We start from the raw sequence: 20311 nt of genomic DNA, 5'->3' as shown, positions 1-20311 counted from the left end.
CTTTTTGTCGGACCGATCACATAAAGCGCGTGGCGCTTCATGTTTTTGTCCTGATGCATGTCGTTCTCTCAGAACCGGGGCCACTTTTGAGCGACATGCATTAGTGTCCGACTTGCCATGATCGCCTTCATTTGCGATGGGTCGGTGCATTCGGATGCACCCCGATCTGTGCCGGGATGCGCGGCGCGCAGGAGCAAAATCCATGACAGCCTTCCCAGAGAAAACCGCCATCGTCACCGGCGCCGGCACCGGCATCGGCAAGAGCGTCGCCACGGCACTGGTGAAGGCGGGCTGGAACACGGTGTTTTGCGGCCGCCGCAAAGCGGTGCTCGATGCCGCCATTACCGAAGCCGGGAAAACGGACGCCAAGGCGCTGGCGGTTGCCTGCGACATCAGCAAGGCCGGCGAAGTCGATGATCTGTTCGAGACGGTGGCCGCAGCCTTCGGCCGCGTCGACCTGCTCTTCAACAATGCCGGCATGAGCTACAAGTCGACGCCGATTGACGAGATACCGGTCGAGGTTTGGAACGATATTGTCGGCGTCAATCTCACCGGATCCTTCCTGTGCGCCCGCGCCGCCTTCGGCGCCATGCGCAAGCAAAAGCCGATGGGCGGCCGCATCATCAACAACGGTTCGGTCTCGGCCTATGCGCCGCGGCCGGGCTCGGTGCCCTATACCGCGACCAAGCACGCCATATCGGGGCTGACCAAGACGCTGGCGCTCGACGGCCGGCCCTATGATATCGCCTGCGGCCAGATCGACATAGGCAACGCGCTGACCGATATGGCGCATGCCATGACGGTCGGCGTGCCGCAGGCCAATGGCACCATCGCCGCCGAGGCGGTGATGGACGTCCAGCGCGTCGCCGACGCCGTCGTCCACATGGCCAGCCTGCCGCTCGACGCCAACGTGCTGTTCATGACGGTGATGGCGACCAAGATGCCGTTCGTGGGGCGTGGGTGAACAGCCGAAGGCCTACTTCTTCAAAAACGCCTCGATCCGCTCCAGCGCGTGCAAGATGTTCTCTTCGGAATTGGCGTAGGAAAGCCTGATGTAGCCTTCGCCGAGAATGCCGAAATCGGGGCCGCCGATCAGCGCCACGCCGGCCTCCTCGAGCAGTGCCGAGGCGAGCTTCTTGGCCTTCCAGCCGGTCTTCGAAACATTCGGGAAGGCATAGAATGCGCCCTTGGGCGTAATGCAGGAGACGCCGGGCAGCGCGTTCAGCCCCTCGACCACGATCTTCCTGCGGTTGTCGAAGGCGCGCATCATCTTGTCGACATCGTCCTGCGGGCCGTCGATGGCGGCGATGCCGGCGAACTGGCTCGGCGCGTTGACGCAGGACCAGCAATTGACCGCCAGCTTGCGGACCTTGTCGTAGAGATGCCCGCCCTTGTCGCCATTCGGCCAGATCGACCAGCCCATGCGCCAGCCGGTCATCGCCCATGTCTTCGACCAGCCGTTGAGTACGATCAGCCGGTCGCGAATTTCCGGAAAATTGAGCAGCGAAAAATGCGTCTCGCCGTCATAGGTCATGACGTCGTAGATTTCGTCGGAGAGGATAGCGACCTGCGGATGCGCTTGCAGTCCCTTCACCAGCTTCTCGATCTCGGCGCGCGGCGTGACGCCGCCGGTCGGGTTGGCCGGTGAGTTGAGGATTAGCAGTCTGGTCTTCGACGTGATCAGCGCCAGCGTCTCTTCTGCCGAGAAGGCAAAGCCGTTCTCCTCGCGGCTCGGCACCGGAATGGGCGCGGCGCCGGTGAACTCGATCATCGAGCGGTAGATCGGAAAGCCTGGGTCTGGATAGAGGATCTCGGCGCCGGGTTCGCCGAACATCAAGATGGCCGCGAACATGGTCGGCTTGCCGCCGGGCAGGATCATTACATTCTCGGGCGAGACCTCGACGCCGGTGGTGGTCAGCGTGCGCCGCACCACCGCTTCGCGCGTCGCCAGCAGGCCATTGGCCGGGGTGTAGCCATGGTGGCCGTCGCGCAGCGCCTTGATCGCGGCCTCGACAATGTGCTGCGGCGTTTTGAAGTCGGGCTGGCCGATGCCGAGATTGACGATGTCGCGGCCCTGTTGAGCCAGTGCGGTCGCCCGCGCCAGCACGGCAAAGGCGTTTTCCTCGCCGAGACGGTCGAAGGCCGAAATCGTGTGGAGCATTTTTCCCGTCCGTGTGGTTCTTGCTGTTAGGTCGCGTTTTTGTGAGCGTCTGCTCACAAAAGTCAAACGGATTGGAGTTTTGCGTGTCGGAAAATCTCAAAGATTGGCAAGCGCGTCCGCGGCCCGAGCGCAAGCCCATTGACGGCCGCTATGTCCGGCTCGAACCGCTGAGCGCCGAAAAGCACGGCGATGGGTTGTACGAGGCGTCGTCCGTGCCCGACATCGATGGACGCTTTGCCTGGCTGCCCGACTACCCGCCGCAAACCCGCGCCGATTTCCAGCCATGGCTGGACAAGGTCGAGGCGAGCGAGGATCCGCTGTTCTTCACCGTCATCGACAAGGCCAGCGGCAAGGTCGCCGGGCGACAGACGCTGATGCGCATCGATCCCACCTATGGCGTCATCGAGATCGGCAACATCTATTGGGGGCCGCTGATCTCGCGCAAGCCGGCAGCGACCGAGGCGCAGTTCCTGTTCATGAAGTACATTTTCGACGGGCTCGGCTATCGCCGCTACGAGTGGAAATGCAACAACCGCAACGAGCCGTCAAAGCGCGCGGCGGAACGGTTCGGCTTCAAGTTCGAGGGCATTTTCCGCCAGCATCTTGTGGTCAAGGGTGAAAACCGCGATACCGCATGGTACTCGATCATCGACAAGGAATGGCCGGCGCTGCGCAAAGCCTATGAGGCATGGCTCGATCCCGCCAATTTCGATGGCGAAGGCCGGCAGAAGCGGCGGCTCGAGGATTTCCGCGCCGAGTTCGGCGCGTAACAGGAGTTTTTTCCGATGGCGCACAGCCATGATCATGGTTCGCATGCTGGGCATGGCGCCGGCCACGTGCATGGCTCGACCGACAAGAAGCGTGTGCTGATCGCAGCCTGCCTGACCGCCGGCTTCATGGTGGCCGAAGTGCTTGGCGGCCTTTTGACGGGATCACTGGCGCTGCTGGCCGACGCCGGCCACATGCTCGCCGACTCGATCGCGCTTGGCCTTGCCTGGTACGCCTTCCATCTTGGCGGACGGCCGGCGACAGTGCGCCTGACCTATGGTTTCGGCCGGGTCAAGACGCTGGTCGCCTACACCAACGGCATCGCCATCTTCGCCATTGCTTTGTGGATCGTCTACGAAGCCTGGGGCCGGCTGATGACGCCGGCGCCGGTGCTGGGCGGGCCGATGCTGGTGGTGGCGATCGCCGGCCTTCTGGTAAACTTCGCCTCGTTCTTCGTGCTGCATGGCGGCGACCACGACAGCCTCAACATGCGCGGCGCCATCCTGCATGTGCTGGGCGACCTGCTCGGTTCGGCGGCGGCGATCGTGGCGGCGCTGGTCATCCTGGCCACCGGCTGGACGCCGATCGACCCGATTCTGTCGGTGCTGGTCTCGGTGCTGATCCTGTCCACCGCATGGTCGTTGATGCGCGAAGCCGCCCACGTCCTTCTCGAAGGCGTACCGGCAAGCCTCGACCGCGACCTCATCGCCAAGGACATTGCCGGCACCGTCAACGGCGTGCGCGAAGTGCATCACATGCATGTCTGGTCGCTCGACGGGTCCAGCAACATGGCGACGCTGCATGCCTGCCTCAACGATGGCGTCGATCCGCACCAGGCGGTCAGCGCCATCAAGAAGCGGCTCGCCGCCGAACACGGCATCAGCCACGCCACGGTTGAACCGGAATTCGGCCAGTGCGCCGACAGCCGTGACGAGCACGATCATGACCACGACCATGGTGCGCCACCGCATCACGGCCATTATCACTGACAGGGAATTTCATGGCATTGGCATCCGAGTTGACGAGTTCCCGCTGTGGTGGGACGGCATGATGGACCGCGACACGCGAAACGCGCTGATTGCCGCAGCCTGGATCATGCTGCTGTTCGGCATCGCGGCGTTCTATCTGCCGACCGTGATGCTGGCCGTCGGCAATGTCTCGACCGTACTTGCCGGCATCGTCGGCATCGCCTTCGTGCTGGCATTCTTTCTGGTGTTCTGGTTGCGGGGTCGCAGCCAGAACAAGGGCAAATAAGAGGCTTTGAAATGCGCATCCTGATTACTGGCGCCGCCGGCATGGTCGGCCGCAAACTTGTCGATCGGCTGGCTAAGGACGGCACGCTCAACGGCCGCAAGATCACCGGGCTCGACCTGCACGACATCGTGCCGCCGCAGGCGCCGGCGATGGACGGCGTCAGCATCGCCACGCATACCGGCGACCTTGCCGACGCCGGTGCTGCCGAGAGCCTGGTCGCCTCACGCCCTGATGTCATGTTCCATCTCGCCGGCATCGTGTCGGGTGAGGCGGAAGCCAATTTCGATCTCGGCTACCGCGTCAATCTCGACGGCACACGAGCGCTGTTCGACGCGGTGCGGCTGGCAGGCTTTGCGCCGCGTCTGGTCTTCACCTCGTCGATTGCGGTGTTCGGCGCGCCGTTCCCGGATGTGATCCCGGACGATTTCCACCCGACGCCGCTGACCTCCTACGGCACCCAGAAGCAGATGAGCGAGGCGCTGCTGGCCGACTATTCCAGGCGCGGCTTCTTCGACGGCATCGGCATAAGGCTGCCGACCATCTGTGTGCGGCCGGGCAAGCCGAACAAGGCGGCTTCGGGCTTTTTCTCCGGCATCATCCGCGAGCCGCTCGCCGGGCAGGAGGCGATCCTGCCGGTGCCTCGCTCGGTGCTACACACCCATGCCAGTCCGCGCTCGGCGGTCGGTTTCCTGATCCATGCCGCCGGGATCGACAGTGCCGCCGTCGGGCCACGCCGCAACCTCACCATGCCGGGCGTTGCCGTCACCGTCGGCGAGCAGATCGAGGCGCTGGAACGCATTGCGGGCACCAAGGTGGCGAGCCTGATCCGTGAGGAGCCCGACGAGACGATCTGGGCGATCGTCAAGGGTTGGCCGACGCGCTTCGAGGCGCGACGGTCAAGAGACCTCGGCTTCAGCGCCGAAAAAAGTTTCGATGAAATCATCCGCGCGCATATCGAGGATGAGCTGGGCGGAAAGATCGCGGGTCAGGCCTGACCCGCCGAGGTCATACAGTTCCGGACAGGCTCGCCGACAACAGCAACAGTCCGAACAGGAAGACGAAGGCGGCGCCGCCGATCTCGACGAATGTGTGAATGCGGTTGCCCATGCGGCCATCGCCGGCGAAATAGACCGCCCAGTTCTTGGCGGTGACTGCGATCGTTGCCAGCGCCGAGACTGTGATGGCGGTTCCAATCGACATCGCCAGCACCGAGAGCAGGCCGCCGAGCCACAGGCCGTTGAGCAAAGCGAAGCTCAGCACAATCAGCGCGCCGGAGCAGGGGCGGATGCCGACGGCGGCTACTGCCGACCAGGCCGTGCGCCAGTCGAAGCGGTCGCCCGACAGCAGCGCCGGATCGGGCGCATGTGAGTGGCCGCACGTACCACAGACTTCGCCGGCTGGGTGATCGTGAGCGGCGTGATCGTGATGAGCGTGGTCGTGATGGGAATGATCGTGTGTGTCGTGGTCGTGCGCAGCGTGATCGTGATGATCATGCGAATGGTCGTGATGCACATGCAAGGCATGCGAATGCGCATGCGCCGCGTGGCTGTGAGCGGCATGCGAATGGCCGCCATGGGAATGACCGGCGTGGGCTGCCGACAGGCTGTAGGCGGGCGCCCTGCCGAACCAGCGCTGGACCGTGGGCCCAAGCTTGCGCCACAGCAGCCAGGCGCCGAACAAAGTGACGAAGACATAGCTCATGATCTCCATGAACCAGGCTGCGTCGGTCATCGAGATCGCGGTGCCGCGCAGGACGAAATAGGCAAGCAGCATCACCAGGATCGCGGTCAGGCCCTGCAGCAGCGCCGAGACGAAGGACAGCAGGATACCGCGCCTGAGCGCCACTTCATTGGCCACCATGTAGGACGAGATCACCGCCTTGCCGTGGCCGGGGCCGGCGGCGTGGAAAATGCCGTAGGCGAAGGACAGGCCGATCAGCAGCCACATCTTGCTGCCGTCCTCGCGCATTGCTTTCATCGCCGTGGCCAATGCGCGGTAGAATTCCTGCTGGCGCAGATTGATCCACATCAGGATGTGGGCGAACGGGCCGGTGGTGGGCGCCATGCCGTCATTGACGCCGATGCCGAGTGAGCTCTGGGCATGGGCCTGCCCGAGAAAGTGCGTCATCAGCAGGGCAGCGGCCACGAGGCCGAATGCCAAACGCAGGGACGGTTTCATCACCGGATCTATCCTTCTGGCGGGCAATTCAGTTCGAGCTTGGTGGCGAAGATCTTGCTCATGTCGGTGCCTGTCGGGTCGTTGAAGAACGCGTCCGTCAGGGTCTTCTGGTTTTCCTTGATCGCCTCGTCTGGATCAGGCCGGATGACGCTCTTGGTGCAGTTCGAGGGCAGGCCTTCCACCGTGATGTTGCTATCCTCGGTGAAGTCGATCGCTGTGTAGAAGGTTGGATCGTAGACGCCGAAATCGATCTTGCCGGCGAGCTTGATCGGCACCTTGGGTTCGGATTCGAACAGGATGATCAACTGGTCGTTGTCGAAATTGGCCATCAGATGCGGTGGCGGCGTCATAGGCACGTCCTTGCCGTCGACGGTGACGAGCTGGAAATAGTTGAATTCGGCCAGCGAGGCATGAACTGTGTCGGCGACATCCTTCAGCTCCTTGTCGTCAAGCTTCAGGTCGGAGTTCTTGTCGAACTCCATCATCACCGTACTCGAAAACAGATCATCGAAACGCCAGAGGTGACGCAGCGCTTTCACACTTTGGTGATCCGGCGAGAGGATCACGTCGAGGCGGGCCTCGGCGAAGACATGAGGATGCGCGCCAGCCGCTCCGACGGAGGCAAAAGTCGTCGCCAGGGCCGAAGCCAGCATGATTGCGTGCCGTTTCAGATGCATTCTCGGTCGCTGTTCCATCGGCCTCGGAGAGATTTCGAGAGGTTACCAGAAACGGGGCGAAATTGGGACCGCGGCACGGCAGGACCGGCTCAAGCGCTCTCGCGGTTCTTGAACCATTGCACCAGGAAATCGACGAAAACACGGACCTTGGCCGGCAGATAGCGACGGTGCGGGTAGACGGCGAAAATGCCGCTGCCCGACTGGATGCGGTCGTCGAGCAACGACACCAGAAGCCCGGATGCGAGGTCGGGCGCGGCGATGAAATCCGGCAGGATGGTGAAGCCCAGACCGGACACGGCGGCGGCTCGCGCGGCCATCGGGCTGTTGACCTCGATCGGACCCGATACGTTGACACTGACTGACTCCTCGCCATCGCCCCTGAAGCGCCAGTTGGCGAGCGAGCGGCCATTGGTGTCCACGATGCAGGGCAAGTTGGCGAGATCCTGCGGGCGCGTCGGCTTGCCGTGCTTGGCGATCAGCTCCGGCGAGGCGCAAAGCTTGATCGAAAACGGCCCCAGGCGGCGGGCGATCAGCGATGAGTTCTCCAGGCGCGAGATGCGCACGGCAAGATCGAAACCTTCCTCGACCAGATCGACAAAACGGTCGTCGAGATGGATGTCGAGCACGATGTCGGGATGCTGCTTGGCGAAGTCGATCAGCGACTGGCCGATCGGTGCGTCGGCGAAGGTGCGCGCCGCGGAGAGCTTGATCCTGCCGCGCACGTCACCGGAGGATTCGCGCACGGCGTCGGCCAGGCTGTCGACCTCGCGCACGATTTCCGAAGCGCGGCTGTAATAGGTATGGCCGGCCTCGGTCAACGAGAACTGCCGCGTGGTGCGGTTGAGCAGCAGCGCGCCGAGTTCGTCCTCGAGTTCGCGCACATATTTCGACAGCAGCGCCTTGGAGCGACCGATCTTGCGCGCGGCCGCCGAAAAGCCTTCGGCCTCGACGACGTCGATGAAGGCGCGCATGCGGGTCAGTGTATCCATCATCAAGCCTTTCGTGCCGCATCGAGAATTCGCCGGCCGAGCCGTGTCAGGGCAATGTCGCTGCCGGGAGGGCCGAGCAGCGAGAGGCCGAAAGGGGCACCGTCAACCGAGCCCAGCGGCAGGGTGATTTGCGGAAAGCCTGAAAGACCCGAAAGGCACAAAAGATGCAAGGCCCTTTCGCGGTAGGCCTGGAGCTGCTGCGGCTCGCTTTTGACCAGAGGTGCGGGGCCTGGAACGGTGGGCAGGACAAGAAACCCGTCCTGGCCAAGCAGCGCGGCTAGCTCGGAGCGGAACGTCAGGCGGCGCACCGCCTCGGCCCGCGCGGTCTTTTCGTCGATCGTGCGGCCAAAACCAAAGCGCTCCTCGACGCCCGGCCCGAGATCGCGCTCGCCAGAAATGATCCAGGCGCCATGCTGCTGCCAGGCCTCGGCGGCCTGGAGGCGGCGAAAGCACCAGTAGAGCTCGTCGGGGAAGGAGGCGAAGCTGTACTCTACCGGCGCCGGCTCACCGATAAGACTGGCGGCCAGCGCTCTCATCCTGGCATATTCGGCTGCCTCAGCGGGGCCGGCCACGAAAGCGTCCAGCCAGCGGATCGAAAGCGGCCGGGTGAGCGGATATGGATGCGGGTCGCGGCCGAGCAGCAATTTGCCGATCGTCTCATAGGTCTCGATGTCGTCGGCGAACCAGCCGAATGTGTCGAAGCTCGGCGCCAGCTTCATCGTGCCTTCGAGCGAAATGCGGCCATGTGTGGTGCGCAGCCCGATCAATCCGCAAAAGCTCGCCGGGGCGCGGATCGAGCCGCCGGTGTCCGAGCCGGTAGCGATGTCGGCGAGCTTGCCGGCCACCGCCGCGGCCGATCCGGAGGACGAGCCGCCGGTGACGCGATCGGGAGCGGCCGGGTTCACCGGAAACGGAAAATGCGCGTTCTGGCCCATCAGCGAGAAAGCGAACTCGTCGGTCTGCGTCTTGCCGATGAAGCGCGCGCCGGCGTCGAGAATCATCTGCACGGCCGGTGCCGTGGTGGACGCGGCATGCGCCTCGTCGAACTTCACCGGATTGCCGCAACCGGTGCGGTAGCCGGCGACGTCGTAAATGTCCTTCACAGCCAGCCTGAGCCCGGCCAGCGGCCCCAGTTCCGCATTGGCGACCGGCATGCGGCGCAGGTCAAGAAAGGCGTTGAGTGGGCCGTGCGTGCCTGGCATCGTTCGATATCCGTATACAGTAGGCCCAGCATTGTTCGATGCCGGAAATTTTACAACCTGGGATACGATTTTTATTGATTGTGAAATCTTTCGATCTTATATCGCGCTTGCCCAAAGTCGCACGTGCCTGTGGGTGTCCGCCGATCCTCGAATGGTGAGGGAAATCGGTAAGGTAACTGGAGCTAACCCCTCCAGTCGGTCTAGCGGCCAACCGCCAGCCCGAGGACACCTTGAAGCAACGACGGTGCGGGCCTTTCTGGTGTTCTGCCGGTCGTCCAAAGACCGGGGTTACTGAAGAGGCACACCTTCATTGCCGGCAGTGCGGACGGGTCTCCCATCCAAGCCAAGGCAGACAAAGCGAACCGAGGCCGGGCAAGGCCAAGGTTCACCGCTGCGAGACGGCGTTTCATGGTTCCGGGGTCTCCACCGGCTGGTTCCATGAATTTCCGTCCCGCCTTTGTTTGACCGCGCGTCGCGAGGCCGAGAGCCCGCGTCCGCAGCTTATTGCGCGCCGCAAGGCGTTGATGGAGAGACCCCGATGGCCACCCAGCGCATCCTCGACTTCCTCGCCACCCGACGTCCGTCCGGCCCCTGCCTCGTCGTCGACCTCGATGTCGTGCGCGACAATTTCCGCGCCTTCGAAAAGGCGCTGCCCGATTCCCGGATCTACTATGCGGTGAAAGCAAATCCGGCGCCGGAAATCCTGCGCCTGCTTGCTGCGATGGGCTCGTCCTTCGACACCGCTTCCGTTGCCGAGGTCGAGATGGCGATGGACGCCGGTGCGCCGGCGGACCGTATCTCCTTCGGCAACACTATCAAGAAGGAGCGTGACATTGCACGCGCCTACCAGCTCGGCATCAGGCTGTTTGCGGTGGACTGCGTCGAGGAGGTCGACAAGATCGCCCGCGTCGCTCCCGGCGCCCGCGTGTTCTGCCGCGTGCTGACCGACGGCGAAGGCGCCGAGTGGCCGCTGTCGCGCAAGTTCGGCTGCGTGCCGGCGATGGCCGTCGACGTGCTGCGCCATGCCAGGACGCTCGGCCTCGACCCCTATGGCGTGTCGTTCCATGTCGGCTCGCAGCAGACCGACCTGACGGCGTGGGACCGTGCGCTGGCCGACGCCAAGAAGGTGTTCGCCACGCTCGCCGACGAAGGCATCGTCCTCAAGATGGTCAATATGGGCGGCGGTTTCCCGACGCGCTATCTGCGTGACGTGCCGGCGGCCCAGGCCTATGGCCAGGCGATCTTCTCGGCGCTGCGCAAGCATTTCGGCAATGCGATCCCTGAGACCATCATCGAGCCGGGTCGCGGCATGGTCGGCAATGCCGGCGTCATCAAGTCGGAAGTCGTGCTGATCTCGAAGAAGGCCGAAAACGACAATGTGCGCTGGGTGTTCCTCGACATCGGCAAGTTCGGCGGTCTGGCCGAGACGATGGACGAGGCGATCCGCTATCCGATCGTCACCCGCCATGACGGTTCGGAGACCGCACCTTGCGTGCTCGCCGGCCCGACCTGCGATTCGGCCGACGTGATGTACGAGAAGACGCCGTATCCGCTGCCTCTGTCGCTGACCATCGGCGACGATGTGCTGATCGAAGGCACCGGCGCCTACACGACCACCTACTCGGCGGTCGCCTTCAACGGCTTCGAGCCTCTCCGATCCTACGTGATCTGACGGCTTCGGCCTTCAGATCACCCCAGGCGGACGTTTGCGTCCGCCCGGTTCGCCTGTGGAACAAGCTCCGCTCGTGAAGGATCGCGGAAATGGACATTGTAAATTACATTGACGGCATTGGATTCTCCCCCCTCGAGGGGGAGATGGCCGGCGCCATTCCCATCGTCGCCGAAACTGCGGCAGACATTGCATCGCGTGAAGCGTTGCTCGATCGCGCTATGGGGCCGATGCGGCGCAAGAAATCGTCGGAGAAGCTGCGGCGCGGCCGCCGGCCTTCCGAAGGCCTCGCTTTTGTCGTGCGCGATGCAACCGGCGCGGTTGCTGGTACGGTGCGGCTGTGGGACGTGCGTCTGGGCGAGGGTGGCCCGGGAGCACTTCTGCTCGGACCGCTCGCCGTCGATCCGGCGCTGAAGAACGCCGGCATCGGCTCGGCGCTGATGCGCCATGCTTTGGCCGAGGCCGCGCGTCTCGGCCATGCCGCGGTGCTGCTGGTCGGCGATGCGCCTTACTATGGCCGCTTCGGCTTTTCGGCGGAGAAGACCGGCGCGCTCGCCATGCCTGGACCTTACGAGCGGTGCCGCTTGCTGGCGTTGGAGCTGATCGAGGGTGCGCTCGACGGCGCGCATGGCACGCTGAGGGCTGCAGGTCGCAAGCTCAAGGCACAGAGGCTGTCGCTGGCCGCCTGATTGTCCAAAAAACAAACGCCGCCGGTCCTTTGCATTTCAACGAGGGCGGCGTTTTGTTTTTGCGAAGGGCTCAGCCGATCAGCTGGCTGAGCGCCATGGCGACCGACATATCGCCTTCGACCTTTATCTTGCCGGACATGAACGCCATGGTCGGGTTGAGGTCGCCGGCGATCAGCGAATCGAGATCGTCGAGCGACAGCTTGATGGTGCAGTCGGTCGGCGCATCGGTGTTTGAGACGGTCGCGCCGTCGATGACGATGACGCCGTTGCTGCCGGTATCGAACTTCACGGAATGTTCGAACCCGGCGCTCGCCACGCGCGACCTCATCTTCTCGGCAATGTCCTGAACGCTCATGACTGTTCTCCTGGTCTCGTTGCGTTTTGCCGCGCTTCAGTGACCGGCCTCCGCCGAAGTCACTGTCTCGCGCGTACCGCGATCCTGGTCGCTTGGCGCATATAGCTTCGAGTTGACGTAAACGTCAACGCGCGATGCGTCATCTCGTTTCAGTCGGAAGGAATGCGGCAGAGAACATTCGCCGTGCGACGAAGGTTAGTGTTCAGCAGCGGGCTTCGCCGCCTCGGCCTGGGCCGATTCCGCCGGGGCCGGTTCGGTCGGCGTGGCCGGATCCTTGCGGCGGCGCATGGCGTTGTCGCGGATTTCGTCCTTGGTCAGGAAGTTGACCTGGTCGATCAGCACTTCATGCACCAGGTCGGCGCCGACGCGGGCGTTGACGGTGTCGCGTATGGCCTTGCGGAAGGCATCGAGATCGATGGTTTCCTTCTTGGTGAAGTCGATCTGAGGATTGGAGTAGAGATAGGAATAGACCTGATCGGTCATCAGCGCTTCGGCCGGAATCGACATCTTCTTTATCTCGGCCGGCTCGACCGTGTAGACGAGCTTGGTGAGGAAATACCCGTCGATCTTGGAATCGCGGATCAGCGGCACCGAGATGATGTCGGTCTTGACGTAGTCGAGGCCACCCAGCATCGGTTTCGGCGTCTCGCCGACGCCGCGCTCACCGGCCGCCTGGAATGAATAGAACACCGCGCCGAGCGTGGCGGCGCAGATCCAGATCGCGGCGGCGATGAATTTGATCACCGGTTGTTCCCGCCTGTTGCCGAGATCATCAGCTCGCCCAACCGAATTCGCCGGCCGAATAGGTGCCGTCGGCTTCGGCGCGCTGAATGGCGTTCTTCAACAGCGTGGCGACTTCGTTGACCGCGTTGAGGTGGGCGAGGATCGCAGCCTCGTTTTTCGCGAGCTTCTGGCGCAGCCGCGCCAGACTGTCGCGGTGCTGTTCCAGGAATTCGATCTCGTTGGCGCCCTTCATGGCGCGGGTCAGCTCATAGAGGTAGCGGCTCTTGCGGGCGTTGGAGGCCTTGAGGTCATAGCTGGTGTCGTTCTTCAAACCGGCCGTCTCTTCCTCGACCGCTTCCTCGATGCGGCCGATGATGGCGGCAAGGTTGCCCGGCCGTGCAAACGGGATCGGCGCTTCGGACGTACGCGCCGGCAGGTTGGAAGAGTATTTTGAAAAATCGGCCATTGAAAATCCTGGTCTAGATCTTGATTTCGGTTTTGATGGTCGTCTCGTCGCCGGTCATCGACCGTGCGGCCTTGCGCTGCAATTCCTCGACCAGCGAGGTGGACAGCCGGGTCTGCTGGTCGATCTCGGTCTTGTGCGGCCCGGTTGACACCGGGCCGATCGGCACGGTGCGCTTGCCGTCCTTGTAGTGGTCGGCGAGCAGCGATTTGGCGATGCCGATCCCGCCGCGCTCGGCCATGACGTCGGCGACACGCTCGGCAAGCTGCGATTTCCACATGTCGCCGGCCAGCCCCTTGCCGTAGACGCCCTCGGTGTCCTTGGGCAGCATGTTTTGGATGAAGGTCTGCAAGACCATCGCCTCGAACTTCTTGAACTTGCTGGCGGGATCGGCATTTGCGGCGGCCTTGTCGGCGGTAGCGCGCGACAGGATCGAGCCGGCATCGACCGAAGCAGCCATGTCGACAGAAAAATTACCGCCAACGCCGTTGGCCCGCTTGGCCAGCGCGGCACGGGCAGCCTCGATATCCGCCGGGTCGACGGCTCGGGCAACATCGAGAACGATGTCACTGGGTGGAGAAATCGCCAAGAAAGTCCGCCTCTTTGCCGGGTTTCCTGAGCGACCATGCCGCAACAAGCTTGTGGCAGGCTTGCCGGTTTGAAATCCTTCGCCGGATGCTGGGCCATTGCTATCAGCAGCGGCAAGTCCGGCTGGGTCGATGCGATCTGGTCGTTTGCGGTGGGCGCTGCCGGCGTCGCCATGGTCAGATCGTAGGTGGCGTAGGCGCAGAGGCCGAACACGGCGCCGTACACCCAATACAGCCCGCCGCACGGAACGAAACCGAACGCCGTCCGCAAGTGACGCGGCTTTAACTTTCGATTATTCCTGCCCGCGCTTCTGCGCGATCAGATCGAGCCGGTCGCGGTCGGAGCGTTCGCGTTCGTCGCGGCTTCGCACATCCTTGTAGGCGCGCTCGACCATGTTGGTGCGCGCCGTCGCAGTGGCGATGAGCGTGACCTCCTGCCTGGCGCTTTCCAGGCTCGCTTCCTGCCGGACCAGCGCATTGGCGATGCGGCGATGGTAGAGGTCAGGGAACAGCACCGCCATCGACTGGTCGGCGTCGAAATGCTGGACAAGTTCCCTGGCCTCGGTTTTGGCGGTTGCCGCTGCCGCCAGGAAGGCCGCATGGCGCGTCTCGTGCAGGGCCTTCAACTGCTCCTGCACCTTGACCAGTTTCTTCAGCCGTTCCTTGCGCGTGCTCATCTCACCTCGCCAGCGTCAGGTCGACAAAGCCGTCGACGAACAGCGACAGCATGGTGCCGATGGCGAAGTAGAAGATGATCATGCCGCCGGCGATGACGAAAGGCAGCGAGATAAAATAGACCGGGATCTGCGGCGTCAGCTTGTTGACGAAGCCGATCGTCAAATTGACGAGAATGGCATAGGCGATGAACGGGCTGCCGAGCCGGATGACCAGGAAGAAGGCGTCCGACACCGTGTCGGTGAGATCGACCAGGGCGGCCTGGGGATTGAAGAAGACGTTGACCGGCGCCACCGTGTAGGAGGCGACCAGAGCGCGGATGATCTCGTGGTCGAAATCGAAGACGAAGAGCAGCAGCAACGCTGAAAACGAGATGATGGCGGCGAGAGCCGCCTGCGGTTCTGGCTCCTCGATGGCGGGGCCGCCGGTGCCGCCATAGCCGATCAGCATGGCGATGGCCGAACCCATGAAGCGCAGAGCCTCCATGTAGAGCCTCGTCATCGCGCCGATCAGCCCGCCGACCAAAAGTTCGGAGATGATCATCGGCGCCAGCACCTGCGGACGCGCATCGACGAAGGGAAAGATCTTGTCCCACAGGAAGGCGAGCAGGCCACCGGTGGCGGCGATCGACACGAACAGCCGGACCTGGACCGGCACGCGGGCGCTGGACAGGCCCGGCATCAGCATGAAGCAGGCGCCGATGCGACAGAAGGCGAGGAAGGCGGCGATGACGACGCCTTGCGACAGTATGTTCACGAGATCGTCCCGAGCACCTTGATCTCGACGCCCTTGGCGATTTCGACATGGGAGAGAACGGGAAGCGTCGTGAACAGGCGCTCGATGATCATGCGCACATAGGGGCGAGCATCGGGCGCGGTGACGAGGACAAAACGCTCGCCGGCCTCGAGATGCTTGCGGATCGCCTTGGTCGCGTCCTGGCCGAATTCCTCCAGCTGGCGCGGGTCGATGTCGAATTCGCGCACCTCGCCCTTGGCGTCGCGCTTGAGGCTCTGGTGGAAGGCGAGGTCCCAGCGGTTGCCGAGGCGCAGCACCTTGAGCATGCCGCCCTCGGAGAGATCGCCGCAGATCTGCTGGGCCATGCGGATGCGGACATGCTCGACGATCTGCTCGGTGCGGCGCACATGCGGCGCGATCTCGGCGATAGCCTCGATGATCAAATGCAGGTTGCGGATCGATACGCGTTCGGCCAGCAGCAATTTCAGCACCGCCTGCAGGCCGGGATAGGAGATGTGCGAGGTGCAGATCTCGTCGGCGAGCTTGCGGTATTCCGGATCCTGGCGCTCGAGCAGCGCCTTCATGTCCTTGTAGGACAGAAGCTGCGGCAGGTTGTTGCGGATCACCTCGGACAAATGGGTGAGCAGCACCGACATGTTGTCGGCAAAGGTATAGTTCTCGCGCTTCAGATCCTCGGCGAAGGTTTCGAGCACCGAGAAGGCGCGCATGCCGAAGGCCGGCTCGCGGATTTCCTCGCCGGGAACGTCGGGCAAATCCCGGTTCCCCAGCAGCACCATGATCTCGCCGACGCGCATCTGGTATTCGGCGACGACGGTGCCGTGGACCTTGATCTGATAGCTTTTCGGCGGGATGCCGAAATCGTCGGCGACGCGCACTTCCGGCACGACGAAGCCGTATTGCGTGGCAAATTTCTTGCGCATCTTGGCCATGCGGAACACCAGTTCCTGATGCGACACCAGCAGCCGCGTCGACAGCTGCTTGCCGATCAGAAGCTCGATCTCGGCGGTGGTCAGCGAAGCCTTGACCGAGTTCTTCTCTTCCTCGACTTTGTTCGCCTTCTCCAGATCCTTGATCGCTTCGGCGGCGGCAGCCTCGCGGTTGGCGCGCATCGGGATGACGTAGCCAAGGCCGGCCATGCCGGCGGCTAGCGTGAAGAACGGGAAGAACGGCAGGCCGGGCATCAGGCCGAGCAGGACGAGCAGCGAGGCCGCGACATAGAGCGCGCGCGGATGCGCACCGAGCTGGCCGAACACCGCCTGGTTGGTCGAGCCGCGCGTGCCGCCCTTGGACACAAGCAGGCCGGCGGCGAGCGAAACGATAAGCGCCGGGATCTGGGTGACGAGGCCGTCGCCGACCGACAGTTTGATGAAGACATCGGCGGCTTCGCCCATGCCCATGCCGTGCCTGATGTAACCGATGGCGATGCCGCCGACGATGTTGATGGCGGTGATGATGAGGCCGGCAATGGCGTCGCCGCGGACGAATTTCGAGGCGCCGTCCATCGAGCCGAAGAAGGAGGATTCCTCTTCCAGCTCGCGGCGGCGCAGTTGCGCTGTCTTGTCGTCGATCATGCCGGCGGACAGGTCGGCGTCGATCGACATCTGCTTGCCGGGGATCGCGTCGAGGGTGAAGCGGGCGCCGACTTCGGCAATACGGGTGGCGCCTTTGGTGATGACGATGAAGTTGACCACAATCAGGATCATGAAGACGATCAGGCCGATGACGAAATCGCTGGCCATCACAAGTTTGGAGAAGCCGGCGATGACATAGCCGGCGGCGTGCGTGCCCTCATTGCCGTGCGACAGGATCATGCGCGTGGTGGCGATGTTGAGCGATAGCCGTAGCATGGTGGCGATCAGCAGCACGGTCGGGAAGGACGAGAAATCGAGCGGCCGCTGGATCCACAGCGCCACCATCAGGATCAGCACCGACAGTGCGATCGAGAAGGCGAGGCCGATGTCGATGAGGAAGGCCGGGATCGGGAGGAACAGCACGGCCAGGATGATGACGATGCCGATGGCGAAGAAGACATCGCGGCCGTTCTTGGCCACTGTTCCTGTCGCTAAGCTTTCGCTGACGGCCATATCGTCCCCAATCACAAGCCTGCCGAGCACGCGACAGCCCTTCGAGCCTAACCGGTCAAGCTTGCGCGAGGGTGGGAGGACTGGTTAGTTGCCAGGACGACAGAGGCCTTGAGGAGAGAGATCATGCTGGTGATCATCGGCACCATTCGCCTGCCTGCGCAACTGCTCGACGAGGCAAGGCCGGCCATGCGGCGCATGATACTGGGCAGCCGTGCGGAGCCCGGCTGCATCGAATACTCCTACGCGCAGGACGTGCTCGACGTCGGGCTCATCCATGTAACCGAGGTGTGGAGCGACAGGGCCGCGCTCGACGCGCATTTCCGCTCGCCTCACATCGCCGATTGGCGGGCGAGCTGGGCATCGCTCGGCATAGGCGAGCGCAACCTCATGCTCTATGAGGCCGGCGAGCCGAAGCCGATCTGAGGACCGGGCACAGTCAAGAAGGCGTGGGCCCAAGAAAATCTAGCAGGCGTTGACCTGTCTGCAGGACCATCCGCCGCCATCGGTATCGTGGCAGTCTTCATAGCTGCCGTAGCAGGTGTTCGTCGAATTGCGATACCAAGGGTAGCCGCCGGGACAGCAAACATCTTGTTGTGCAGTCTGGATAAATTCCTTTGCCGGCCGGCTTTGGTTTTCCGGATTGCCTCCCGCCAAAAAAAGAGACATCGGGTGTGACACAACAGACCTAACCGGCATATCCATGCTTGAATTGCTCACCGCAGACGAGCTCAAAAAAATCATGCCAACAGCTAATGAAAAAAATCCCCGCGCACTCATCTTCTCCTCCTTGAGGGAAATAGAGACGGCCAAAAATAACACAGCTGCGTCGATTGCGTAAGCGATCGCTCATATACCTCGACACGCTCGCGGGGAATTGAAGCGGGGCGGCAAGCCTGACTGCGCCTCAGCGCCAGAATGGCGCCGCAAGCAGCCGGCATTATGTCGGCGTGCTGATCGTCGCCGAACTGCACAGCGATCCGTCCGATGGTGAGACGCCGGTGCTGGCGCCGGCCAAATTCCGGCATGCGGTGCTGGTGCCGACCATGAACGTCCGGTCCACCGCCGAAACCATCCAGCGCGCCGTCGCCGAGGAACTGGCGGTGGTCGAGAATTTCGACAACCGGGCCGTTGTCGGGCTTTTGACCGAGGGCCATCTGATGCGGCGCTACGCGGAGGAACTCGACAAGGCGCGGCGCGACCGGGCGAAGACTAGGCCTCGGCCGGCATCTTAAATGTCCCTACTCGGCGCTTGCCACGTGTACAGTGTCACTGTACAAATTGTTCAGTGGGAGAAAAAGACGGGATGAGCACCGACCAGGCTCCGGTCAAGAATGGCGTCGCCTCGACGGCGACGCATGCCCATCAGATGCTGGGCCAGCGGCTGAAGAGCCTGCGTCTCGGCCGGCGGCTTTCGCTGCGCGAACTCGCCGAGCTGACCGGGACCAGCGCCAGCTTCATCAGCCAGCTCGAGCGCGGCCTGACCGGCGCCAGCACCGCCTCGCTCAACCAGATGGCCTCGGCGCTGGGTGTAAGCGTGGCGATGCTGTTCGAGGATAGTGCCGCCGGGCAGCGCGGGGTCTTGCTGCGCAGCGAGCGGCCGAGCCTGCCGCCCAGCGACGGCTGCCGCAAGATGCTGCTCTCGCGTCCCCCTTTAAGCGACATGGAAGTCTATGTCGGCGAGTTCGAAATCGGCGGCTCGACCGGCCCAGCGCTCTACACCCATGGCGACGCGCACGAGATGCTCGTCGTGCTGCGCGGCATCGTCGAGGTTTCGCTCGGCGATGTCAGGCATGTGCTGGAAGAGGGCGACAGCATCGAATACGCGACATCGACAGCACATCGCTCAGAGAACATCGGCAGTGGCCGAGCCGAGGTGATGTGGATCATTGCGCCACCGACTTCGGTGCGCGCCGAACTCGATCAATACAGGGCCTGGAAACCGCTCGCAGCCAGGTAGGTTCAATCCATGCGGGTCAAATGGGAGAACAATAATCATGCTGAAAACAAGACATCTTGGCCTTGGCGCCGTGCTGGCGCTCGGCGTTCTGGCAACCGCAGCGTTCGCGCAGGAAAAGCCTGTCGCGGGTGAGGTCAAGGAAGGCTCGCTCAAGGGCAAGACGCTGACGCTCGTCTCTTATGGCGGCATCTACCAGGACGGCCAGGCCGCCGCGCTCAAGGAGTTCGTCGAAAAGTCCGGCGCCACGCTGCTCAATGACGGGCCGACAGAGATCGCCAAGCTGCAGGCGCAGGTCGAATCCGGCAACGTCACCTGGGACGTCGTCGACACCGCCGACCTGCCGCCTTACGTCTATTGCGGCAAGCTGTTCCAGAAGCTTGATTTCAGCAAGCTCGACGTCTCCAAGGTGCCCGAGGGCCAGGTCGGCGAATGCTCGGTGCCGGCCATGAACTACGGCGTCGTGCTGATGTACAACAAGGAGAAGTATGGGGATAACCCGCCCAAGAACTGGGCCGATTTCTTCGACACGGCAAAATTCCCCGGCACGCGCGCGCTCGACGGTTCGGGCGACCCGACGGGCGGCCTGCTGGAGCAGGCGTTGAAGGCCTCTGGCGGCGACCCGAAGGCGATGACGGTGGCCGACATCGACAAGGCCATCGATGTCATCCGCAAGCTCGGTCCCGACACGATCTATTGGAAGACCGGCGCTGAATCGCAGCAGCTTGCCGAATCTGGCGAAGCCGACATGCTGATGATGTGGACCGGACGTGCCATGACGGCGGTGAAGAACGGCGCCAAATATGCGCCGGCCTGGCAGGACTGGCTGGTGGTGATGGACCAGATGACCATTCCGGTCGGCGTCAAGGATACGGATGCGGCTTATGCGCTGCTCAATGCCTATCTCGGCAAGGGGGCGCAGGAGATCCTGGCGCAGCAGACCTCCTATACGCCGATCAACAATGACGCGCAGCCCAAGGTCGATGCGTCGGTCGCCGCCTTCCTGACCAACACGCCCGAGCGCCAGAAGCAGGGTTACAAGCAGAACATCAAGTTCTGGGTCGAGAACTTCCCGGTGGCGCAGGAGAAGTGGTCGGCGCTGATGGCCGGCAACTGAACAGCCAAGT

General features: G+C 63.1%; 24 protein-coding genes. 11 read left to right on the top strand and 13 right to left on the bottom strand.

Annotated elements, in window-relative coordinates; all coding sequences use genetic code 11:
* Positions 1-202 precede the first annotated feature (202 nt).
* Positions 203-964, top strand: coding sequence for an SDR family oxidoreductase (locus tag NKJ18_RS02600; protein ID WP_352510391.1), 762 nt, complete (start codon positions 203-205; stop codon positions 962-964).
* A gap of 12 nt (positions 965-976) precedes the next feature.
* Here the strand turns inward: NKJ18_RS02600 and NKJ18_RS02595 are convergent, their stop codons facing one another.
* On the bottom strand, positions 977-2161 hold the full coding sequence (locus tag NKJ18_RS02595) for a pyridoxal phosphate-dependent aminotransferase (protein ID WP_352757766.1): 1185 nt from the start codon (positions 2159-2161) through the stop codon (positions 977-979).
* Between the two features lie 83 nt (positions 2162-2244).
* Here NKJ18_RS02595 and NKJ18_RS02590 point away from each other — a divergent pair, with 83 nt between their 5' ends.
* Genes NKJ18_RS02590 through denD form a run of 4 tightly spaced genes read left to right on the top strand, consistent with a single transcriptional unit; the run spans position 2245 to position 5178 of the window.
* Entirely contained in the window at positions 2245-2931 is a 687-nt protein-coding gene (locus tag NKJ18_RS02590) for a GNAT family N-acetyltransferase (protein WP_023701049.1), read from the top strand.
* Between the two features lie 15 nt (positions 2932-2946).
* Entirely contained in the window at positions 2947-3918 is a 972-nt protein-coding gene (locus NKJ18_RS02585) for a cation diffusion facilitator family transporter (protein WP_023714027.1), read from the top strand.
* Between the two features lie 58 nt (positions 3919-3976).
* On the top strand, positions 3977-4183 hold the full coding sequence (locus tag NKJ18_RS02580; RefSeq protein WP_023686390.1) for a hypothetical protein: 207 nt from the start codon (positions 3977-3979) through the stop codon (positions 4181-4183).
* Positions 4184-4194: 11 nt separating this feature from the next.
* Complete coding sequence (gene denD, locus NKJ18_RS02575; protein WP_352757765.1) at positions 4195-5178, top strand: D-erythronate dehydrogenase; 984 nt, start codon at positions 4195-4197, stop codon at positions 5176-5178.
* Between the two features lie 10 nt (positions 5179-5188).
* On the opposite strand, the gene NKJ18_RS02570 is transcribed toward denD, so the two are convergent.
* The 4 genes from NKJ18_RS02570 to NKJ18_RS02555 form a co-directional block, all read right to left on the bottom strand.
* Entirely contained in the window at positions 5189-6361 is a 1173-nt protein-coding gene (locus NKJ18_RS02570; protein WP_502906152.1) for a nickel/cobalt transporter, read from the bottom strand.
* 8 nt (positions 6362-6369) lie between these two features.
* Positions 6370-7038, bottom strand: a complete 669-nt coding sequence (locus NKJ18_RS02565) for a DUF1007 family protein (RefSeq protein ID WP_023671926.1) — start codon at positions 7036-7038, stop codon at positions 6370-6372.
* Positions 7039-7127: 89 nt separating this feature from the next.
* On the bottom strand, positions 7128-8027 hold the full coding sequence (locus tag NKJ18_RS02560) for a LysR family transcriptional regulator (RefSeq protein ID WP_023671925.1): 900 nt from the start codon (positions 8025-8027) through the stop codon (positions 7128-7130).
* A gap of 2 nt (positions 8028-8029) precedes the next feature.
* Positions 8030-9229 carry an amidase gene (locus NKJ18_RS02555; protein WP_352757764.1) on the bottom strand — a complete coding sequence of 400 codons (1200 nt, stop codon included), beginning with the start codon at positions 9227-9229 and terminating at the stop codon, positions 8030-8032.
* Positions 9230-9767: 538 nt separating this feature from the next.
* On the opposite strand from NKJ18_RS02555, the gene odc2 reads away from it, so the two are divergent.
* Both odc2 and NKJ18_RS02545 read left to right on the top strand, forming a co-directional pair.
* Complete coding sequence (gene odc2 / locus NKJ18_RS02550) at positions 9768-10901, top strand: ornithine/lysine decarboxylase (protein WP_023747155.1); 1134 nt, start codon at positions 9768-9770, stop codon at positions 10899-10901.
* Between the two features lie 143 nt (positions 10902-11044).
* Entirely contained in the window at positions 11045-11587 is a 543-nt protein-coding gene (locus tag NKJ18_RS02545; protein ID WP_352757878.1) for a GNAT family N-acetyltransferase, read from the top strand.
* 70 nt (positions 11588-11657) lie between these two features.
* On the opposite strand, the gene NKJ18_RS02540 is transcribed toward NKJ18_RS02545, so the two are convergent.
* The 7 genes from NKJ18_RS02540 to flhA all read right to left on the bottom strand — a co-directional run bounded on the left by NKJ18_RS02540 (position 11658) and on the right by flhA (position 17230).
* Complete coding sequence (locus NKJ18_RS02540; RefSeq protein WP_023695725.1) at positions 11658-11942, bottom strand: SCP2 sterol-binding domain-containing protein; 285 nt, start codon at positions 11940-11942, stop codon at positions 11658-11660.
* Between the two features lie 195 nt (positions 11943-12137).
* Complete coding sequence (locus tag NKJ18_RS02535; protein WP_023683275.1) at positions 12138-12686, bottom strand: hypothetical protein; 549 nt, start codon at positions 12684-12686, stop codon at positions 12138-12140.
* 28 nt (positions 12687-12714) lie between these two features.
* Positions 12715-13131, bottom strand: coding sequence for a hypothetical protein (locus NKJ18_RS02530; RefSeq protein WP_023671919.1), 417 nt, complete (start codon positions 13129-13131; stop codon positions 12715-12717).
* 13 nt (positions 13132-13144) lie between these two features.
* The gene (locus NKJ18_RS02525) at positions 13145-13717 is read right to left on the bottom strand and encodes a rod-binding protein (protein ID WP_023671918.1); all 573 of its coding nucleotides are present in this window, start codon (positions 13715-13717) and stop codon (positions 13145-13147) included.
* A 291-nt stretch (positions 13718-14008) separates the two neighbouring features.
* Positions 14009-14392 (bottom strand): hypothetical protein, encoded by a 384-nt coding sequence (locus tag NKJ18_RS02520; protein WP_352757763.1) that lies wholly within the window; start codon positions 14390-14392, stop codon positions 14009-14011.
* A gap of 1 nt (position 14393) precedes the next feature.
* On the bottom strand, positions 14394-15146 hold the full coding sequence (gene fliR / locus NKJ18_RS02515) for a flagellar biosynthetic protein FliR (protein WP_023691740.1): 753 nt from the start codon (positions 15144-15146) through the stop codon (positions 14394-14396).
* A complete protein-coding gene (gene flhA, locus NKJ18_RS02510) occupies positions 15143-17230 on the bottom strand; it encodes a flagellar biosynthesis protein FlhA (protein ID WP_023671908.1) in 2088 nt (695 codons plus the stop codon). The genes fliR and flhA overlap by 4 nt, the downstream gene beginning before the upstream one ends.
* Before the next feature lie 123 nt (positions 17231-17353).
* Here flhA and NKJ18_RS02505 point away from each other — a divergent pair, with 123 nt between their 5' ends.
* Positions 17354-17653 (top strand): putative quinol monooxygenase, encoded by a 300-nt coding sequence (locus NKJ18_RS02505; RefSeq protein ID WP_023671907.1) that lies wholly within the window; start codon positions 17354-17356, stop codon positions 17651-17653.
* Between the two features lie 39 nt (positions 17654-17692).
* Here NKJ18_RS02505 and NKJ18_RS02500 read toward each other — a convergent pair whose 3' ends face one another.
* Positions 17693-18007: a hypothetical protein gene (locus NKJ18_RS02500; RefSeq protein ID WP_155921527.1), complete on the bottom strand. Its 315-nt coding sequence runs from the start codon at positions 18005-18007 to the stop codon at positions 17693-17695.
* Between the two features lie 170 nt (positions 18008-18177).
* On the opposite strand from NKJ18_RS02500, the gene NKJ18_RS02495 reads away from it, so the two are divergent.
* From NKJ18_RS02495 to NKJ18_RS02485, 3 genes are all read left to right on the top strand, one after another.
* A complete protein-coding gene (locus NKJ18_RS02495; protein ID WP_023671906.1) occupies positions 18178-18462 on the top strand; it encodes a hypothetical protein in 285 nt (94 codons plus the stop codon).
* A gap of 71 nt (positions 18463-18533) precedes the next feature.
* Positions 18534-19187 (top strand): helix-turn-helix domain-containing protein, encoded by a 654-nt coding sequence (locus NKJ18_RS02490; protein WP_027049833.1) that lies wholly within the window; start codon positions 18534-18536, stop codon positions 19185-19187.
* Between the two features lie 37 nt (positions 19188-19224).
* The gene (locus NKJ18_RS02485; RefSeq protein WP_023686368.1) at positions 19225-20301 is read left to right on the top strand and encodes an extracellular solute-binding protein; all 1077 of its coding nucleotides are present in this window, start codon (positions 19225-19227) and stop codon (positions 20299-20301) included.
* Positions 20302-20311: the final 10 nt, after the last annotated feature.

The organism is Mesorhizobium sp. M0217, from assembly GCF_040321955.1.
In the GTDB taxonomy this organism is placed as follows: Bacteria; Pseudomonadota; Alphaproteobacteria; order Rhizobiales; family Rhizobiaceae; genus Mesorhizobium.
The sequence above is the reverse complement of the archived record's forward strand: the minus strand, read 5'-3'. Positions and strand labels throughout refer to the sequence as shown.

Bases quoted from the DNA above. Each gene is read 5' to 3' on its own strand.
- NKJ18_RS02600 (WP_352510391.1), top strand. From the start codon at position 203: ATGACAGCCTTCCCAGAGAAAACCGCCATCGTCACCGGCGCCGGCACC.
- NKJ18_RS02595 (WP_352757766.1), bottom strand. From the start codon at position 2,161: ATGCTCCACACGATTTCGGCCTTCGACCGTCTCGGCGAGGAAAACGCC.
- NKJ18_RS02585 (WP_023714027.1), top strand. From the start codon at position 2,947: ATGGCGCACAGCCATGATCATGGTTCGCATGCTGGGCATGGCGCCGGC.
- NKJ18_RS02580 (WP_023686390.1), top strand. From the start codon at position 3,977: ATGATGGACCGCGACACGCGAAACGCGCTGATTGCCGCAGCCTGGATC.
- denD (WP_352757765.1), top strand. From the start codon at position 4,195: ATGCGCATCCTGATTACTGGCGCCGCCGGCATGGTCGGCCGCAAACTT.
- NKJ18_RS02570 (WP_502906152.1), bottom strand. From the start codon at position 6,361: ATGAAACCGTCCCTGCGTTTGGCATTCGGCCTCGTGGCCGCTGCCCTG.
- NKJ18_RS02565 (WP_023671926.1), bottom strand. From the start codon at position 7,038: ATGCATCTGAAACGGCACGCAATCATGCTGGCTTCGGCCCTGGCGACG.
- NKJ18_RS02560 (WP_023671925.1), bottom strand. From the start codon at position 8,027: ATGGATACACTGACCCGCATGCGCGCCTTCATCGACGTCGTCGAGGCC.
- NKJ18_RS02555 (WP_352757764.1), bottom strand. From the start codon at position 9,229: ATGCCAGGCACGCACGGCCCACTCAACGCCTTTCTTGACCTGCGCCGC.
- odc2 (WP_023747155.1), top strand. From the start codon at position 9,768: ATGGCCACCCAGCGCATCCTCGACTTCCTCGCCACCCGACGTCCGTCC.
- NKJ18_RS02545 (WP_352757878.1), top strand. From the start codon at position 11,045: ATGGCCGGCGCCATTCCCATCGTCGCCGAAACTGCGGCAGACATTGCA.
- NKJ18_RS02540 (WP_023695725.1), bottom strand. From the start codon at position 11,942: ATGAGCGTTCAGGACATTGCCGAGAAGATGAGGTCGCGCGTGGCGAGC.
- NKJ18_RS02530 (WP_023671919.1), bottom strand. From the start codon at position 13,131: ATGGCCGATTTTTCAAAATACTCTTCCAACCTGCCGGCGCGTACGTCC.
- NKJ18_RS02520 (WP_352757763.1), bottom strand. From the start codon at position 14,392: ATGAGCACGCGCAAGGAACGGCTGAAGAAACTGGTCAAGGTGCAGGAG.
- flhA (WP_023671908.1), bottom strand. From the start codon at position 17,230: ATGGCCGTCAGCGAAAGCTTAGCGACAGGAACAGTGGCCAAGAACGGC.
- NKJ18_RS02505 (WP_023671907.1), top strand. From the start codon at position 17,354: ATGCTGGTGATCATCGGCACCATTCGCCTGCCTGCGCAACTGCTCGAC.
- NKJ18_RS02500 (WP_155921527.1), bottom strand. From the start codon at position 18,007: ATGAGTGCGCGGGGATTTTTTTCATTAGCTGTTGGCATGATTTTTTTG.
- NKJ18_RS02490 (WP_027049833.1), top strand. From the start codon at position 18,534: ATGAGCACCGACCAGGCTCCGGTCAAGAATGGCGTCGCCTCGACGGCG.
- NKJ18_RS02485 (WP_023686368.1), top strand. From the start codon at position 19,225: ATGCTGAAAACAAGACATCTTGGCCTTGGCGCCGTGCTGGCGCTCGGC.